20 protein-coding genes are annotated in these 17,083 nt (G+C 60.0%); 2 read left to right on the top strand and 18 right to left on the bottom strand.

All coding sequences use genetic code 11. The features are described 5' to 3' along the window. On the bottom strand, positions 1-285 hold a 285-nt coding region (locus FNJ84_RS22260), incomplete at its 3' end, for a hypothetical protein (RefSeq protein ID WP_221932016.1). Between the two features lie 168 nt (positions 286-453). Here FNJ84_RS22260 and FNJ84_RS19890 point away from each other — a divergent pair. Both FNJ84_RS19890 and FNJ84_RS19885 read left to right on the top strand, forming a co-directional pair. Beyond that, a complete protein-coding gene (locus tag FNJ84_RS19890) occupies positions 454-1,353 on the top strand; it encodes a cyclic nucleotide-binding domain-containing protein (protein ID WP_143794927.1) in 900 nt (299 codons plus the stop codon). Positions 1,354-1,367: 14 nt separating this feature from the next. Next, on the top strand, positions 1,368-2,075 hold the full coding sequence (locus FNJ84_RS19885) for an adenylate/guanylate cyclase domain-containing protein (protein ID WP_143794926.1): 708 nt from the start codon (positions 1,368-1,370) through the stop codon (positions 2,073-2,075). A gap of 89 nt (positions 2,076-2,164) precedes the next feature. Here the strand turns inward: FNJ84_RS19885 and FNJ84_RS19880 are convergent, their stop codons facing one another. The 17 genes from FNJ84_RS19880 to FNJ84_RS19805 form a co-directional block, all read right to left on the bottom strand. Further along, positions 2,165-4,087, bottom strand: coding sequence for a type IV secretory system conjugative DNA transfer family protein (locus FNJ84_RS19880; protein ID WP_185968613.1), 1,923 nt, complete (start codon positions 4,085-4,087; stop codon positions 2,165-2,167). Between the two features lie 11 nt (positions 4,088-4,098). Continuing rightward, positions 4,099-4,512, bottom strand: coding sequence for a hypothetical protein (locus FNJ84_RS19875; protein WP_143794924.1), 414 nt, complete (start codon positions 4,510-4,512; stop codon positions 4,099-4,101). Positions 4,513-4,579: 67 nt separating this feature from the next. Beyond that, positions 4,580-5,584 carry an ATPase, T2SS/T4P/T4SS family gene (locus FNJ84_RS19870; RefSeq protein WP_143794923.1) on the bottom strand — a complete coding sequence of 335 codons (1,005 nt, stop codon included), beginning with the start codon at positions 5,582-5,584 and terminating at the stop codon, positions 4,580-4,582. After that, positions 5,584-6,900, bottom strand: a complete 1,317-nt coding sequence (locus FNJ84_RS19865) for a TrbI/VirB10 family protein (protein ID WP_143794922.1) — start codon at positions 6,898-6,900, stop codon at positions 5,584-5,586. The genes FNJ84_RS19870 and FNJ84_RS19865 overlap by 1 nt, the downstream gene beginning before the upstream one ends. Positions 6,901-6,910: 10 nt before the next feature. Then, the gene (locus FNJ84_RS19860; RefSeq protein ID WP_143794921.1) at positions 6,911-7,642 is read right to left on the bottom strand and encodes a TrbG/VirB9 family P-type conjugative transfer protein; all 732 of its coding nucleotides are present in this window, start codon (positions 7,640-7,642) and stop codon (positions 6,911-6,913) included. Continuing rightward, positions 7,642-8,313, bottom strand: a complete 672-nt coding sequence (locus FNJ84_RS19855; RefSeq protein WP_185968612.1) for a virB8 family protein — start codon at positions 8,311-8,313, stop codon at positions 7,642-7,644. The genes FNJ84_RS19860 and FNJ84_RS19855 overlap by 1 nt, the downstream gene beginning before the upstream one ends. A gap of 50 nt (positions 8,314-8,363) precedes the next feature. Continuing rightward, entirely contained in the window at positions 8,364-9,308 is a 945-nt protein-coding gene (locus FNJ84_RS19850; protein ID WP_185968611.1) for a type IV secretion system protein, read from the bottom strand. An 86-nt stretch (positions 9,309-9,394) separates the two neighbouring features. Next, a complete protein-coding gene (locus tag FNJ84_RS19845; RefSeq protein ID WP_143794919.1) occupies positions 9,395-9,970 on the bottom strand; it encodes a hypothetical protein in 576 nt (191 codons plus the stop codon). A 1-nt stretch (position 9,971) separates the two neighbouring features. Continuing rightward, complete coding sequence (locus tag FNJ84_RS19840) at positions 9,972-10,748, bottom strand: type IV secretion system protein (protein ID WP_185968610.1); 777 nt, start codon at positions 10,746-10,748, stop codon at positions 9,972-9,974. 11 nt (positions 10,749-10,759) lie between these two features. Then, complete coding sequence (locus FNJ84_RS19835) at positions 10,760-11,923, bottom strand: transglycosylase SLT domain-containing protein (protein WP_143794917.1); 1,164 nt, start codon at positions 11,921-11,923, stop codon at positions 10,760-10,762. After that, entirely contained in the window at positions 11,904-12,053 is a 150-nt protein-coding gene (locus FNJ84_RS22085; protein ID WP_185968609.1) for a hypothetical protein, read from the bottom strand. Before FNJ84_RS22085 ends, FNJ84_RS19835 begins: the two co-directional genes overlap by 20 nt. Position 12,054: 1 nt before the next feature. After that, positions 12,055-14,418: a type IV secretion system protein B4 gene (locus FNJ84_RS19830; protein WP_143794916.1), complete on the bottom strand. Its 2,364-nt coding sequence runs from the start codon at positions 14,416-14,418 to the stop codon at positions 12,055-12,057. Beyond that, positions 14,411-14,689, bottom strand: coding sequence for a VirB3 family type IV secretion system protein (locus FNJ84_RS19825; protein WP_143794915.1), 279 nt, complete (start codon positions 14,687-14,689; stop codon positions 14,411-14,413). The genes FNJ84_RS19830 and FNJ84_RS19825 overlap by 8 nt, the downstream gene beginning before the upstream one ends. Beyond that, positions 14,689-15,060, bottom strand: coding sequence for a TrbC/VirB2 family protein (locus tag FNJ84_RS19820; RefSeq protein WP_143794914.1), 372 nt, complete (start codon positions 15,058-15,060; stop codon positions 14,689-14,691). The genes FNJ84_RS19825 and FNJ84_RS19820 overlap by 1 nt, the downstream gene beginning before the upstream one ends. Before the next feature lie 93 nt (positions 15,061-15,153). After that, the gene (locus FNJ84_RS19815; protein ID WP_363323868.1) at positions 15,154-15,843 is read right to left on the bottom strand and encodes a lytic transglycosylase domain-containing protein; all 690 of its coding nucleotides are present in this window, start codon (positions 15,841-15,843) and stop codon (positions 15,154-15,156) included. A gap of 46 nt (positions 15,844-15,889) precedes the next feature. Next, the gene (locus tag FNJ84_RS19810) at positions 15,890-16,234 is read right to left on the bottom strand and encodes a hypothetical protein (RefSeq protein WP_143794913.1); all 345 of its coding nucleotides are present in this window, start codon (positions 16,232-16,234) and stop codon (positions 15,890-15,892) included. A 183-nt stretch (positions 16,235-16,417) separates the two neighbouring features. Then, entirely contained in the window at positions 16,418-17,083 is a 666-nt protein-coding gene (locus FNJ84_RS19805; protein WP_143794912.1) for an acyl-homoserine-lactone synthase, read from the bottom strand.

Raw genomic sequence — 17,083 nt, 5'->3', positions numbered from 1 at the left:
GCGGCCCAGAACCTCCGCAAACTCGCCAAGATCTTTCCTGCACCGCAGCATCCGCGAAAAGCCTGACACCATAAAGGCTTGCAGCCAAACCCACCACGAAAACAAACCACCCAGCACGCCGGGTTTTTCAACAAAATCGGCGGTAAGCGGTCGTTCGCTGCGGGTGCGAATGGCATATCCGAGAGGGGCTGAGGTTGACTTCCAGATGACACGCTCAAAGCCGTCGCGCGCAAGCTCGTCATCATCGCCAATGCTCTGTGCAAAAGCCGACGGGAATGGGAGCACAGACACCCCTGAAAGATACAGTTGCTAGTAGGGGTGAGTGAGAACTATTAGCTCGAACAACCTGGGCACAAAATCCTGTTCAAGTCGGTACCTTTATTCACTGGATGTGGATTCATCGCGCAATACTAGAAGCTTTGGAATGCAGAAAACTCGAGGAGAGGACCGTAAATGTACTGGTGGACACGAGCCAAGCGCTCTTTAGGTTTGGAAAGCAAGGCGCGACTGCCCGAAAGGTTCTCCTGCGAAGAAGCAACCTACGAAATTCGACGTATTCTTGCAGACAATCCGGCAATCAACGGTGACGCTGAAGTTATGGACCGGTTCGTGGCGGAAGGGGAGGTATCGTACTTTCGAAGAGGGCAAGTCCTTATCGAACAGGGCGCTCAAGATGATAACGTCTATTTTTTACTATCGGGCAGTGTCGACATAGTTTTTGGTAATTCTCTAGGATCAATCCGCGAAGCGCCTAATCAAGTTGGAGAGCTTGCGGCAACGAAACCCGGGGTGCCGCGTTCAGCAACAGTAGTGGCCCATACAGGTGAAGTTGCTGCCCTACTGGTCAGTGGGCGCACCTTTCAGCAGGTGTACAATTCTAATAACGGCTTCAGGCAGCGCTTAGAATTAGAGAAAGATGCAAGGTTTCGAGAGCGCATAGCTGCTGGACATGTGGCCAAGAGACACGACGCTTGGGCGTGGCCGTTGATTTCCTGTGTCGCCGCAGCTATTGCTGCCGTAGTCGTTTGGGGTGTTGGCAACCACTTGCTGTGGTCACAGTCGGCGGCTTTACTCGTAACAGGGTTTTCGTCCGTACTGACCTTCATTCTTATCATGATACTTAACCCGGCTTTCTTCTGGCGGCGCTGCTTTTGGGCAGCGTTTATAGCGATGATCACAACTTCTTGGTTTGGGAGGTACGTTTTGGTCGACATCGGCGAAGGCGTACAACTGGTGCTTGGGGCACACGCCAAAGAGGTTTCAGGTCTTCATGCGGTTTTGCAGATGCTACCATTTTTGGTCGTCATGGCGATCTGTGCCATCAGGGACCATGCAGCGACTAGCCGCAGATAAGAAGGAACGAACTCATGTCGCTACATGATGATCTAACGAGCGCTGTAGACAACGTTCTCGGTAAAAAATTCTCGCAGCGCGACGGGCAAAACGTGCCGTCATCAGAAGATGTTACTCTTGCTAATGGCGCTGTTAAGATCGAAGCAGCGTTCTTGTACGCAGATTTGGCGGGATCAGGGCGAATTGCCAAAAGCTGTCCTTGGGACACTACAGCAAAGATAATTCGGGCATATCTCGATTGCGCTGTTCGCATCATACGAGCGCATAATGGCGCAATTAGAAGTTTCGACGGAGATCGGGTAATGGGAGTTTTTGTAGGAGACTACAAACGAACAAATGCGACCAAATCTGCGCTGAAAATCCAATGGGCTACCCGGCACCTTATCCAAGAAGAAGCACGCAAGCGATTCAAGTCAGTCAAAGACAACGACGTCAAAATCCAGCAAGCGTGTGGCGTTGATGTAGGCATGAGCCGCGCGGTTCGCGCTGGCATTCGTAACAATAACGACCTTATTTGGATTGGCAGCCCACCAAGTTTTGCCGCCAAGCTTTCGGATTTGCGTGAGTACCCGTATTGCACATACATCTCGGCGGGCGTGTACAATCGGATTGCGGACGAAGCGAAGCTGAGCAAGGGAGTAGACATGTGGGAGAAGCGCTCCACGAATTTCGCCGGTGCTTCCGAGGTCTGCTATCGTAGCTCGTATTGGTGGAAACCCTAGTCGCCTTCAGTGCAATCAGCGGCAGCGCTGATAAGCCGCACTGCAGCAAAACGACAGTGTCGGCAACGGCCGATATGGGCCGGGGACCGTCATTCGATGGGAACCTTCGCCTTCATCTTCTTCCTGAAATCCGACGCTTTCCTGATCGCCTCCTTATCGGATGGCCGCAGGGATTCCCGTGCCTCGGCATCCGTCATGGAGGGTCGCGCAGCCTCGACCTCGGCGATTATCGCCTTAGCGGTGATGCCTGCCGGCGGCGCATAGGCGAGCGGCCGGAACTGCGCCACCTGGCCTTGCAGCTTCTCGATCTGGTGACGCATCGACCTGATCTGATGCCGCTCGTCGGGATAGGGCAGGGGTCCGGACTGCGCCGCCATGATCTTCGAGAAATAGGGGTCTTCGTAATAGACGATGCGATCTGCCAGGATCGGGTTCTGCCGTTCGGGGATCAGGATAACCTTCGAGGCGTCGAGTTTCTTGACCTCGTCCGGGCTCATCAGGGGACGCTCTTCGTTCCGGCGCGACACGGACCGTCTGCGGAAGCCACGGCCGTCTGAGGACAGGCTGTCGCTGACCGAAAGGCGGGTTGTCTTGCCCAGGGCCTCGGAAACCTCGGCAGCGGTCTTTTTCTCGTTCGGACTGATGAAGAGCTTCATCCCTGCCGCAGATTCGACCGACAGGCGATCATTTTCGCCATAGATATTGTCGAGACCGGGGATAGACTGCGTGATGATCGACACGCGCCCGCCGTGCCCAGCCAGCTGCTTCAGCGACTGGACGACGATGGGCATCTTGCCCAACTGGTCGAACTCGTCGAGGATGATCTCCACCGGCCAGGGCTCGGTTTTCGGGTTCGGCAGCGACGACCTCAGGGTGGCGATCAATTCACCGAACAGCAGGCGCATCAGCGGTGCGAGGGTGGTGATATCGTCGCTGTTGACGACGATATAGACGGATTGGGGCTTCATCCGGAGTGTCGACCAGCTGAAGTCATTGCCGCTGGTGACGCGATCGACCTTCGGGTTCACCCAGAGACCTAGGCCCGCGCCCTTCAGGACCGACACATAGGAGGACAGGGTGCGGTCAGCATAGCCGCTGAAATCCGTGAAAATATCCCTGGTCTGCTGGTGGCGGGCCTCTGCTGCGCGCAGCTTGTATTCCTCGGACTTGTCGGCACCGCCGAAGAGGACGCGGGTAATTTCCCCGATGGTCGGCTTTCCGCGCTCGATGGCGAGCATCCCGCCGGCGACGAACAATTCCCTTGCGCCGACGATGAAATCCGCCGCCCCGCCCTTCTCGCTGGTGGTCAGGAAATAGGTCGACAGTTTGCTCAATTCGGTGAACTGCTGATCAGTGTTCTTCAGGGCAGCGATGCGTTCCAGCGGATTGTAGCGATGCGAGTGATGCTCGAAGTCGAAGGGCGCGAAATAGAAGATCTCGTCACCTTGGCGCTGGCGGTGGCGGGAGGTGGCCTCGAAGATTTCGCCCTTCACGTCGAGGATGACGCAGCTGCCGGGGAACAGCAGCGTGTTCGGAATGACATAGCCGACGCCCTTACCCGCGCGTGTTGGCGCCACGACCAGGCAATGCGGAAACTTGTCCCAGTTCGAGGCGATGAACCGGAACCGGCCCAGGATGGGGCTAAGGAAACCATGCGTGCCGAGGCGAGCAAAAACCAGACCGCCGCCGATCGTCTGCAAGAGGCCATTTTTCCTGATCTCGGCCGAGGATTGGAAATGCGCCTTGCCGTATTGGGTCAGTTTCTGCGTGAAGGACAGAGCCAGCGTGAAAAGTACCGTCGCGACCAGGGCCGCTCCGGCGATCTGATAACCAGCCAACCAGGGTTGCGTCATGCTGCGCGACAAGCCCGGAAACTGCTTCACAAGAATGAACATGTCGGCAGAGGCGGCATTGGCACCGAGTCGATGTTGGACCCACATTCCCCCTAGCATCAGGCCGATGATAGCACCGCTGATGATGCTCAAAGGCAGGGCGATCAATGTCCGGTTCATATGCCCGCCTCCTAAAGATCCATGTCCAGTTCGCGCTTCCCCGGAGCAAGGCTGTGCCGTTGGTCCGCGGCAGCCTCGGCAAGAATACGACCATAGGCGGCCTCGACGGCCCCGCGATCGCATGCTGCGAGTTGTGAGAGATTGCTCCGGATGAAGGCCATGTTCTCAGCGGTGTTCTCAACCAGCGTCATCATCATCGACGCATTGTCAGACTCGATGTCCCGCAGGCGCTCACTGCCGTCATCCTGTGTCGCGAGCTTCGCCGGCGGACGAGTGCCTTCACTGGACGCAGAGGCTTCGCCAGCCGGGTCTGCGTAAGGGCGACCGTGAATGTAGATGACGGAGCGCCCCGCCTTTTCCGCCGCGCGCCCCTCGGCCAATGCCTCCCGCTGCCGCGCGGCTAGGCTTTCAATATCTTTGTCCATCTATGACTCCTTCAGATCTGGTTGCGGCGCACGGGACGAAACTTGCCGGTGGTCGAACGGGAACAATTCAGAGCAGATCGTCATCCAGAGCCGGAAAATAGACTTCCATGATGCCCCGCGCCTCGCCTTCCCGGCCGGTCTGGATCACCGCATCGATCGAGCCGCGCAGATAGCGCAGGATCTCGCCATAGTTCAGTTGGGTGCCGGTGTTCATCACCAGGAGCGCCATCTTGTCCATCGCCTTGCGGCCGCTGGCCGCGTGCAGTGTCGTGAAACTGCCCTCATGGCCGGTATTGATCGCGCCAAGGAAGGTTGCGGCTTCCCCGCCGCGCACTTCGCCCAGGATGATCCTGTCCGGTCGCAGACGGAGCGTCGCCTGGAGAAGCTTATCCGCTGAACGCGCCGAGGCGTCATTGCGCTCGGCGATCAGGCTGACATGGTTCGGCTGGTGCGGCAGCGCCTCCGCTGAATCCTCGATCAGCACCAGCCGTTCCTCGTCGGGGATCATCCACATCAGCCGACGCGCCAATTCCGTCTTGCCTGCCGAGGTCGGGCCTGAAACGATCATGTTCAGCTTCATAGCCACGCAGGCCTTCAGCACAGCATCTGCATCACCGCCAACGCCCAGATCGGATGCGATCCGCTGAATTTCCTCGATCTTCGCCAGACGGTCTGTTTCCAGCGAAATGCCCTGCTGACGAAGGAATCCGAATTTCTTGGGTTCCTCGGTCGCCAGCCGCTGCCGGAAGACCCTGAAGGAGAGGATCGTTCCGCCGAACGCGGCTGGAGCGATGATCGCCTGCACCCGCAGCGTTGCCCCGCCATAGGGCACCGTGGTCGAGATCATCGGCGAGGAAGGCGTCAGTGTCAGCTGGTTCTTGTTCGTGATCTGCTTGGCAAGATCCGTCACATCGTCCGGGCTCAAGCGAATGCCCTCGAAACGGCGCATATGGGCAGCACCGGCTTTCTCGACCCAAATGCCGGCATCGCCGTTGATTGCCAGTTCGATCGTCAATGGATCGCCAAGGATCGGATCAAGCTGCTTCAGGTAATGATCGAGATAGCCAGCCATCAGAACATCTCAAGATCGGTATTGACCCGGACCATGACCACCGCACCCTGATCGACCGAAATCGTCGCCGGAATATCGAGATATTCGGCCATGACATTATCGATGGCGTCGGATGCATCCTGGCCGATGCTCTCGACGGTATCGCGCGTGGTCTCGCTGCCGCCATTCTCCTCGATGCTGGCGACGGCAATGTCCGGCAGCGCACCGATGATCGACACGGCCGCGGCCGATCCGAAGCGGGCCAGCGTGTGATTGTTGACCTTGCCGGTCATGCCCGCGCGTCCGATGCGGTCTGTGCCATACCCTTCGAGCTGCACGGATTGACCATCGGACGTGACCAGCCGGTCCCAGGCAATCATCACCCGGCGCTGTCCGCGCTCGATCTGGGAGTTATAGCGCCCATAGAGTTTCGAGCCGCGCGGAATCAGCACCTGGCTCATGTCCATCGACCAGACATCATAGCTGACATTGGCCGCGACATTACCTGGCAACTGGCTGCTGATCGCCGTTTCCAGCGTCGCTTCGATCAGCGTGCCCTGAATAATGGTGTTCGACGGGCTGCCGATGACCTCGCTCTGCGTCACCCGCGCCTTGTTCGCTCCGGCGCGAAGGAACTCATCGCCGGCAGCGTAATCGCGAGCATCGCCTCCTTCCGGCGTCTCAGATCCGCCACTAGCCCGATATGTCACCATGGGCGAGGCGATCTGCGCCTGCCGGCGTGCTTCCTCTTCGGCCCGGCGAGCTTCGTATTCGGCCCGGCGCTGCGCCTCAAGTGCGGCGGCGGCATCCTGTTCGCCAAAAAGCTGGTCCTGGGTTTCCAGTTGTGATTGCAGCCGCAGCATTTCCCGCTCGGCCTCGGCAAGGGCCTCGTCCTTCAGCGCCGCATCGCCCTTCATCTGCTCCATTTCCGCCAGAAGCTCTTCGCGGGCCGTATCGCCCTCCGTCAACTTCAGCTGCAACCCTTCAAGCTGTGCTGCCAGTTCGTCTATCCGCGTCTGATCGACCACTTCCACCGTTTCCGTGCGCGTGGCGGGTGTTTCCGGCACCTGCGGCTCCGGACGCGGCCGGGTGATGGTAAAGCCCTCGAGGCCGCTGCCGTCCTGAAAATCCGTCACCTGCGACGTGGGAAGGTTCAGCGATGTGCCTTGCGGCGGCGCATCTGTCGCAGTCAGGAAAGCATAGCTGGCAAGAGCTGCGCCGGCCGTGAAGGTTCCGGCACCGATTGCCCAGGGCTTCCAGCGGTTCATCCGTCCGGGCTTGCGCTGAAGGCGCTGCAACCGTTCCTCGATGCCGCTCTGCTCGTTCTCATTCGCCATCGATACCTCCTTACAGCCCGGCCTGTGCGGCCGATCCGGTCACGCAGACATATTGATCGCCATAGCGCAGCACCCACCGCTCCGAGCGGCCGGCAACCGTGATGACCGTGCCTTTCGTTGTGCTGTTGACCGCATATTCGAGGCCCTTGCCATCGGCGCGGAAAACGCTTGGCATCGGTGCGCCAGGCGGGATCTGGAAATAGGTCCGGTTGCCGTCGTCGGATACGCCGGTCGGCGCGAAAGTCGCGCCATTGACCTTGCGCGAGACCGCATAGCGCATCGGCGGCAGGGTCGCCGCGGCCGTCGCGGCGGCAGCGCCCGCCGAGCGCGCCCTTCCGCCCTCGCCGGGCACCGTGAATTTCACCGACCAGCTGGGCGTGCCGCGGCTGGTTTCCACAAGGTTGATGAAATAGAACCGCCGGTTCGTCTCGACGGTCATATTGGTTGCAGCGCCCTGGATGACCGGCTTCACCGTGAAGACGTTCGCGCCTTCCAACTTGTCGATCTGGAAGCTTTCGCTGTCGCCGATGGCGATCGACTGGATGCGTTCGCCATTGCCAAGCTCGATCAGCGTCACGTTCCGCACCCGCGTCTGCACCGTATAGACCTGGCCTTCCTGATAGGTCGCATAGGTCACACGATGGTCGCGCGAGCCCGATTGGGGCCGCGCCTCGGCATGAACAAGGCCCGGCAGAGCGAGATATGCAGCCAGAACGGCCGCGCCATAGGTCGATTTTAGCATCAGTTTCCTCCTTCCTGCTGGGCTTCGAGAGATTCAGCCGTCACGCGATAATCCGTCACCGTGAAGCCGAAGGGGTTTTCCCAGACCAGCTCGACCGCCGATTGCTGGGTCGGCACGAACTGATAGGTGACGGTCGCATAGAAATTGCCGATCCGATCATCTTCGCCGGGACGGCTCAGCGTCTTGGTGAACCGCACCTGCGTCGTGTCCTCATCAATCGGGTTGACGCTCAACACCTCGATCGAGATCTTGCCCGTCGCCCCATAGAGATCGGGCGGATAATCCGCATTGCCCTCGGTCCAGAGCGCTCGCACGCTTTGCTGCGCGATGCCGGCCGACTTGCGATAGACAGCCAGGATGCGGCGCTCGTTGTCATTCGCATCATAGGTCTCGCGATCCATGACGTAATTGAAGACGAGGCTCTGCTTGACCGCATCCGCATGTTCGATACTCGCGTTCTCGATCTCGACCGCGCGTTCGGCGATGCCGGTGTCGCGGTCCACGATGGTCAGGTAAGCCTGCGTCTCCTTCAGCGGCAGCAACATGACCAGGGCGGTCAGCTCGCCCACCGCGATCAGGCTGCTGAAAATCGCCACACCCCAGGCCGTCCGCAGGCTGCGTCTTGCCCCGAAAATCAGTTCGCTTTCGAGAATCGTCCTCTGTTCAGACACGCGGTCTGTCATAATATCACCTCATGAATTTGGCTCTTGGCCTTGTCTGCTCAGTCCTTGCCGCCGCGCAGCAGCCGCATCTGGTCGAATTTTAGGCGGATCGCCGCCCCGCGCTCGCGCAATTCGCGGTCCCGGTCCAGCGCCTGTTTTCGCGGATCGTCTGAGGTGCCGGCGCGCGCGGCGCTGGCGATGGTCGCCGCGTCGCGGATCGTCGAGGTGCCAGGCAGGTTCTGCGCCGCGACCCCAAGCCCTCCTTGTCCGAGGCGCAATGCCTGCGGCGCAATATTGGCCAGGTGAAAATGGCCGGTGATATTCGACGCCGCCGAAGGAATCTGTTTCAGCGCAAAGAAACCGACAATGACGACGACGAGAAAGCCGATAGTCTGATCTATCGTGTCCACGTTGTCCTGTGGTTCAAACTGCTGCCGAGCAACTGCCACGATGGTTGCGATCACGGATGATGCCGCAATCGGATACATTAGATAGCCAACGAAGCTGCTGAGCCAGGCTTCGAACATGTTCTTGGTCCGCTCGAATATCGTCGCCACGATGGCAATCGGCGCGATGCCAATCAGGAACGCCAGCATGATCTTCGCGAAACCAACAATCAGAACATAGATCGCCATGAGAAGTGAAAGTGCGAGGAAGAAGAGCGCGCCAAGTACACCCCGCATGATCGATCCCTGCGCTTTCGCCACACCATCGGCAGTATCTGCCATTTGCGAGGCAAACTTATCCATGGCCGCATATGTGCTGCTGTCGCCTGTGGTTGCAGCAACATCGAAGAACCGCATCGCCATATCGCCACTGGCCGTGGCGAAGGCATCATAGACCGTGCCGAAATTCGACCAGCTGAAGGCGAAAAGAAAGACAAGGATGATCCGCACCGCGAGCTGGATCGAGTCCCGCGCGCTCATCTGGTAATAGCCGATGGCCATGTTCATGCCGACCAGGACCAGCAGGATCGTACAGGCAATGGTCATCACCGGCAGCATCCCGGCGGCGGTGGCCTCAAAAAAGCGCTCGCCGGCAGTCATGACGCTGGTATCTATGGTGGTCAGGATATCGGTGACAATGCCCATCAGAATTTACCTCCGCACATCGCCTCGACCTGATCGCGCAGCGTGCGGGACTGGCTGAAGTAGTCATCACCCAGTTGGTATCGGTTCCAGTCTTCACCATGTTCGGCGGCGATCTGTTCCTTGATCTTGCGGACTTCGGCAAAGGGCGCGACCTTGCCCACGCAGGTGCAGTCGCGACTGTCCAGCGTATGCTGCATCAACACATAGGTGTAGATCATACGAGAAGCATATCCTTCGTCGGTTTTTCCTTCATATTCAGCCGTGTTAACCTCCGGCACCTTGGTGCAGGTCTCGTAGAACACGTTCTCGGTCAGCGCCTCGGGCAGATCGACGGTCTCGCCCGCCGGCGGCGAGATGCGCAGGTAATCATCCTCGGCCTGCACGTCCTCTTCCGTCATGCCGAGATCGGGGCCGGGCTCGTTGAACATCTCGTCCAGCCCGGCAAAGGGATTGTCGTCGGCCTGCGTCACCAGGCCCTCGGGTGCGGGGTCCTCGCCCGGCCGCATCTGTGCAACCGCCACCGCGCCCAGAACGGCAAGGAGGGCGGTTCCGCCCAGGATCATGCGCTTCTTCATCTCAATCCTCCGGCAGCTTGATGGTCAGGTATTTCTCTTCATCGGCGGCTGTCGCGGCATCCATGATCCCGGCTTCGCCAAGGCTCACGGTCTGCACCGCCTCCATCGCCCAGATATTCGCCAGCGCGATCCCGAGCTCGCCGGTCACGCGCGTGTTGAGGTCGATGGCCTCCTTCAGGTTCGTCGTGTCGCCGATCTGCTGCATGAAGCCGTCCATCCGGGTCAGGCTTTCCCGTGCCGCCTGCGACGAGCTTTCCGCCGCCACCGACATGAAAGCGCCGACATTGGCCTGGTTGCCGATCCGCGCCGCAGACGGATCGTCGCTACTCGCCAGCGCATCCACATCGCTGCGTTCGATGCCGGATTGCTCGAAGGTCTTGTCCACATAGCCGCTGACACTGGTGCCGCCGATCTGGCTGGCATTCGCCAACACGCCGGACCAGTTACCCGCCTTGGCTGCATCGAGCGATTGCGACAGGTCCGAGAAGTCAGGCAGGATATCGCGCAGGAAACTGGCCGGATCGAGACCGAGATCGGCCAGGCTCAACCCGTTGCGCAGTGCATCAAGCTGCGCTTCCAGCGTCCTGATCTGCTCGACCAGCTTCAACGTCTGTTCATCCAGCTTCACATTCTGCGCGATCTGCTCGCGCAGCTGAAGCTTCTGCTCAGCGATCATTTCCTGAAGCTTGGCGATGCTGGTCACGTCGATCGTCGGCACGCCCTGGCCGAAGGCAGTCGGCGCTGCCATGATCGCCAGCACGGTCAGGCCGAGTTTCATCTTCGTCAAAATCATGGTTCCAACCTCACCTGCAAATATTTTTCATCTGCGATATAGGCTTGGATCAGCAGCGCATTCCGCGCTGCCTCGATCTTCTGGCGTGTCGCCATCAGCCGGATCAGGATATTGCCCATGCGCGCAACCTCGCCCCGCGCATATGTATTCAGATCCATCGCTTCCTTGACCGACTGCGTGCCCTCGATCTGACTGAGGATCGAGCGCAGCCGCGTGGCGGAAGCAGTCATCGTGTCCATTGACCAGGCGGCGTAATGCGTCCCGGCATCCGACAGGTTCGAGGCCTCGGCAATCGCCAGATCCTTGGGATCGAGCGTGCCGATCGCATCGGCCGCGCCGCCCATGCGCGCGGCATAGCGGCTGTAATAGCCGCTGATCTTGCGCACATAATCCTGGGTCTCTTTGTAAGGCGGGATGCCATTGTATTTCTGCACCGCGCCGGGACCAGCATTATAGGCGGCAAGCGCCAGTTCCATCCGGCCGAACTGGCCCAGCTGTTCCAGCAGATACCGCGCACCGCCTTCCAGTTGCAGCCGCGGATCGTCGTAATAGGCCGGATAGATGCCCAGATATTGCGCCGTGCCGGGGATGATCTGCGTGAGCCCGAAGGCAGCCTTCGGGCTTTTCGCGCCGATGGAAAAATTCGATTCCTGCTTCACCAGCGCCTGAAACCAGCAGCGGAACTCCACCGCGTTGATGCCCGCCCGGCCAAGGGCCGGATGACCGCCGAACCTGATCGCCGTCTCCGCGATCATCTGCTCGATCGTCACGGGCGCATCGCCCATGATCCGATCGACATAGGGATTGTTGTCGTCGATCGCATAGACCGTGGAAGCCGCATAGGCACTGCCTGCGCCGGAGCCATCTTCCAGACCCGGAATAAAGGTACTGGTTCCGGTCAGCAGTTTCAGCGTGCCATCGAGCGCCGCCAACTGTTCCTTTTCGCGCGACAGAAGCTCCGTCTGACGCGCTGTTTCCTCGATCTCCGCAGTCCTGGTCTCATGACCGGTGTCGAGTTGCAGGATGATGGCGAGAATGCCCTTGGCGTCGATATCGGGCACACCCTGGGCCAGCACCGCAAGCGGTGCCGCGGCCACGCTGGCCGCCATCAGCAGACGGGTCGTCCGCCTGCCGGTCCGTTCACTTCGCCGCAGGAACATAGCGGAAATCGCAATCGTCAGAGTGAAGCAGGGCCATGCTGGACCAGCAGTTGCTCTTCTTGATTGGTGTCTCGCCACAGGCTGCCAGCAGCGGCAGGGCGGTCAGAAGCAGGATAATCGCCTTCGTCATCTTATTCGATCCTCCAGAAATTCGATCTTGTTGCGTAATCATCGCCAAAAGCCTGTTTCGCGGCAGTATCGCTGCCAAGCGCGGCCAGGAGCGGTCCCAATGCGGACAGATCGGCATTCAGCACTGTCGAGCCAGTATGACCATTGAACAGCACTTCGCGCTGTCCGCGCGATCCATTCAGCAGAAAGCCGATCTGGTTCTCGGTCAGGCCATAGCCGTCATAGTCCCGCTCGGTCGCCCGGCTGTTCGGGAACAGCATCCGGTTCGGCAGACCTTCGAGGATCGACTTTGCCTTGCTGTCCCGGATCTGGCTCGGGAACTGCGTCATCAGGAACATCAGGACGTTCTGTTTCCGCACGGTCGGAAGCCATTTCGGAACCCGCAGCGAGAAATAATCGTCATCCATCACCCGGCTGGCCTCATCGATCAGCAGGGCAGTCGGAATATGATCCTCGAACATCAGTTCGAGGCGTCGGAAGATATAACTCAGCACCGCCGTGCGCTCGATCGGCAGGTCAAGGATCTCCGTCAGATCGATCCCGAGCACGTTGCCCGCGCCCTCGAAATCGACAATCGGACGCTCCGCTTCGCCAAAAACCCAGCCATAGCGGCCCGAGGGTCCCCATTCGCCGATCCTCATGGCCAGGTTGCGGCCATCGTTCACATCGCCGATCAGGTCCTGAAAATGCCGGAAATCCCGAAGCTCGGCCGGGGCCTGCCCGTTCTGCCGGATCGCCGATTTCAGCGCCTCGGACTGCTGCGGCGTCAGCCTCTCACCACCGCGCTCAACCAGCGTTGACAGCCAGTCCATCTGCCAGGCTTCGCCACGCGGGCCGCTTTCGGTCAAAAGCGGGTTCAGCCCGGTCGGCTGACCGGCAAGGATTTCCGCATAGCGGCCGCCAAGCGCCGTCACCACCGGACGCAATGCCTTGTCCTTGTCGAAGAGGATGAGACGGATACCGGCCCGCATCGCCTGCGTCGCCAGAAAGGCCATTGTCGTCGATTTACCCGCATCGGACGGGCCGAGAACCAGCGTGTGGCCAAGCGTCGGGTCAGCAGGCGCGGGCTTGCCGGGCTTGTGCCAGCTGAAGCGATGCGCGCAACCGCCCGCCGTTTCCAGCACTGTTATTGGTGTCTGCCAGGGCAGCCCGGCAGCAGCTGTGCCGGCATCCTCCATGTGCAGCGATGCCATATCGGCAAATGTGACCGTGCTGACGGCCATCTCAAAGCACTGATAATCCTGGTTGCCGGGGTGCTGCGCGAAGAAAGTCGCCTCTTGCGCGCGCATGGTGCGTGTCAGCGTCACCTTCATCCGCTCGGCAATGCCGCGGATATGCGACACACGGGCGTCCAGCTCCGCTTCACTGTCTGCGAATATCGTGATCGACAGCTGATGCGCGCCGATCGCGAGTTTCCCGGTTTCCACGTCATCCGCAGCCTGAAGCAGTTGCGCCTCGATTGTCGGCACCAGATCGCCGGCGGCACGGATCTGGTTGACGCGGCGCTTCACCCGCCCCGAAATCTTGTGATTGGCGACTGGTGTGAAGGAGTGGCAGATCACCATGTCAATCGAGGTGTCGAGCGCATCGAGCATCCCCGGCCAGGTGGTCTCGCTGTATTTCCAGATCGCCAGCGTCGCCGCATAACGCGGCCGGTCGAAACCTTCCTCGACCTTCATCGACCCCCTGCTCGGATCGAAGGCCACGGCGATATTCGATACATCCTCGGCGATCATGGTCCGCGATCCACGATATTCCTTGCGCAGAACCGCCGTGTTGATGGCCGACAGGAAGCCAAGGAGGCTTCCGTCACCGATCTTCAGTCGGCGCGTACGCACCGCAAGGCTTGTCTCGATGATCGACACAACCTCACGCAATTCGTGCAGCCGCTTGGCCGTATTGTTGCCGAGAAGGCGGTTGGCCGCCTTCCCGAAGAGCGGCACCCGCAAAGGCTGCACCTGGTTGCGAACGACCGTCAGCACCAGCACGAAATCATGCAGGTTCCTGCTGGCCAGATGCGCCTGCCATGCACGATCCACATCCGCCGCAAAACCGTCGCCACGGATCGGTTTCAATCCGAACTCGGCAGTGCGCATCATCCGGTGGACATAGATCGTGAAGCGTTCGTCAAGACCGTCGAGGACATGTGCAAACGCCCGCCGCAATTCGCGGATATCACCGTCCGAACTGGTCGTGCCGTCGATGCCGGTCACTTCCATGGCCATCATCAGGCCGTTCTCGCGGGTGCGGATCGTTTCGTCATCGACCTCAAGCACATAGGGCATGTGCCGGTAGAGCTTCATGTCGGCCGGCAGGACCGCCCGCGCACGTTCGCTCAACTCGTTCATGTCGCGGGCGTTAAACATAGCGACGGACCCTTTTTTCCCTGGTTGCCGCCAATTTCGGCGGCGTCCGCTGAAAAATGACGGCCAAAACACGATGGCCGTGTGGGTTGATGATCGCGGCGACACGGGCTGCCGGATACCACAGAAGGCCGGTCAGCAGCCATGGCATCCACTTGAACCAGATGAAGGGCAACATGATCAGCGCCCCGACCGCCAGCGTATAGGGCATGGGCAGGCCAGCAAGATTGGCCTGCCTCGAAAGCCCGAGAATGACGGGGGTTCTCTCGGTCATCAGGTGAACACAGCTTTCAGCTGTGTGACGATATTGGTCGCGCCGAAAGCAAAGAACGCGCCGACGCAGATCATCAGTACCCACATCCAGCTGATGCGGTTGAAGGCTGCCAGGAGCCCGGTCACGATCAGCGCCACGGTGAAGAAGAGCGTGATCGGGTTGCCCTTGAGCCAGGTCAGGAAGCTCGTGCCGAGCGTGTCGATCTTGCTGAACTGCACACCGCCCCCCGTGCCGGTTGTCTGGGCCAGGGCGTGGTTGGCCGAGAGGAGCAGGATGGCCAGGAGCAGGGCTGTGACCCCTCTTCCCGCTTTCCAGCTGGGCCGGGTGGCCGCCTTTGTCACTGCGCAAGGCGTCGTGGTAAGAACCCGCATCTGCGATTCCTTTCTGGTTTCGTTGATCGAAGGCCGGGGCGGCTCGGTCGCCAAACGTGGACCGCCCCGGCCGGTTTCAGATGCGGCACCTCTTCATCGGGAACCCATCAGCCTTGCGTGATGCGACAGGATCTTCACCACGTAGTTCCTGGTTTCCGGGTAGGGCGGCACACCGCCATATTTGCGCACGGCGCCGGGACCGGCGTTATAGGCCGCCAGCGCCAGCATTGGAGAGCGGAAGGTGCCAAGCTGGGTGAGCAGATAGCGCGCGCCGCCATCGAGATTCTGCATCGGGTCGCGCGGGTTCACCCCAAGCCGCGCCGCGGTGCCGGGCATCAGCTGCGCCAGGCCCCGCGCCCCCTTGGGGCTCACCGCCCCCGGATTGAAGCGCGATTCCTGCCAGATCATCGCCTGGAAGAGCGCCATCCATTCGCCGCGGCTTAAGCCTGCCGCCGAGATCGCCGGATGGTTCTGGTAGCGCGCGGCCGTCGCCCGCACCCCCTCCAGCGCCGTCGGATAGCTGCCGACCGGGATCTCCCCGGCGCTGAAGTTCATCTGGCCGGAGGTGGATCTGCCCGCCGGCGCCAGCTCGTCTGGCGACGGCAGTACGCCCTCCGGTTCCGGCGGCAGGATCAGTTCGCCGCGCCGATCGTAGCGATAAACCGCACGCTGGCGGGGGTCGATGCTGGGTGCCGCGTCGTCGGACGCTGCGCCGAAGCGGATGACGTCGGCTTTGCCCTTGGCCGGCAAGACAGCAAAGGACGAGACGACCACCGCAACCATAAGCAGACCGAAACAGCGGGTCCGCTTGTGCTGCGCAAGCGCTTCTCTACTCTTCTTCTGGCCCGGAAAGGTTCTGGACGAAGATCTCGCCTTTTCGCATGGGTACTCTTGGGCCAGCCACGCCAAGGCCGTCCATGAAAGAGATAAGCCCATTGGTCGTCTTGAAAAGACGCATTTCCATGATGTTGCGTGTCGTTGTGAGATAGCGGGCAATCGACTCGTCTGGCGCGACGATCCGAACCGCCCAACGCCCGAAGATGTTTGAATGTCGTTCGGCGGCCGATTCGATGCATTCGGCTTCCAGCCGCCATCCTTCGCCGAGGAGCTGTCTGATTCCGCTTTCACTGACCGCATAGGGTGCGCCACCAAGCTTGGTGTGGTTGTCGGTCACGGGTCAGCCTCTCACCGCCCGCATTTCTGCAGTTTCGACGCAAAACTGCAGAAATGCAAGGCCCTAGTTTCAGTTTTCAGCACATCTTGGTGCCTTTTGAGGTAAACTAGGAGACTTGCAGAGATTTGCCAAGAAAGGACTCGCCGATGTTTACGGGCAGTTTTCTGCAACCAGCAGCAGTACTTAGCTTTGACGGACCTTGTCAGAATCTCTCACTTTGCTGGCCCTTACCTCGGCCGGCGTAATGACGTCGCAACCGAAGGCAATGAACCGGCCGCTTTCGTTCTCGACGACCTCACCGAGCCGCATCGGCGACCAACCGAGCCTGGTCGCCATCCGCATGAAAGCGGGGGATCCGAGAAAGAGGCATTTTCCCGCGCCAACCGCGAACAGATAGGCATTCGCAACTTCAAGAATCGCCTCGACGATGCCGAGTGTGGGATCGGCAATCAACCTGGTAAGTTCCCAAGTCCTGTCGTCCATGGGAGGATTGTTGCTGCACAAATCTTGAGGAAGACCGGGCAGCAGCCCCAGATAGGCATCCCGGATCATGTAGCTGTAGACGACCGAACCCCAACCATGACTGCGGTCTGTGCGCTTCAGCCTCGCGCCACCCACGACACGACCGTTCTGATGGGCGATCACATAGGTCGTATCGAAGGTATCATACTGTTCGAATTCAATGTCTTCGGCATGGTGCAGACGCCAGGCTTTCTGGTCGACGAAGACCTTTTTGCGCATGCGCAAGAAGGCTGCGACCAAATGGTACCGGGCCAGATCCCCGGGGAGGGTAATCACCTCAATACGCACCTCTGAGGTGGTATCAGCATTGATCGGTCGCAGGTGCAT

It is taken from the genome of Paracoccus sp. M683 (assembly GCF_007096355.1).
GTDB lineage: Bacteria > Pseudomonadota > Alphaproteobacteria > Rhodobacterales > Rhodobacteraceae > Paracoccus.
Note: the sequence above shows the minus strand (reverse complement) of the source record. Positions and strands in the feature narration are given on the sequence as shown.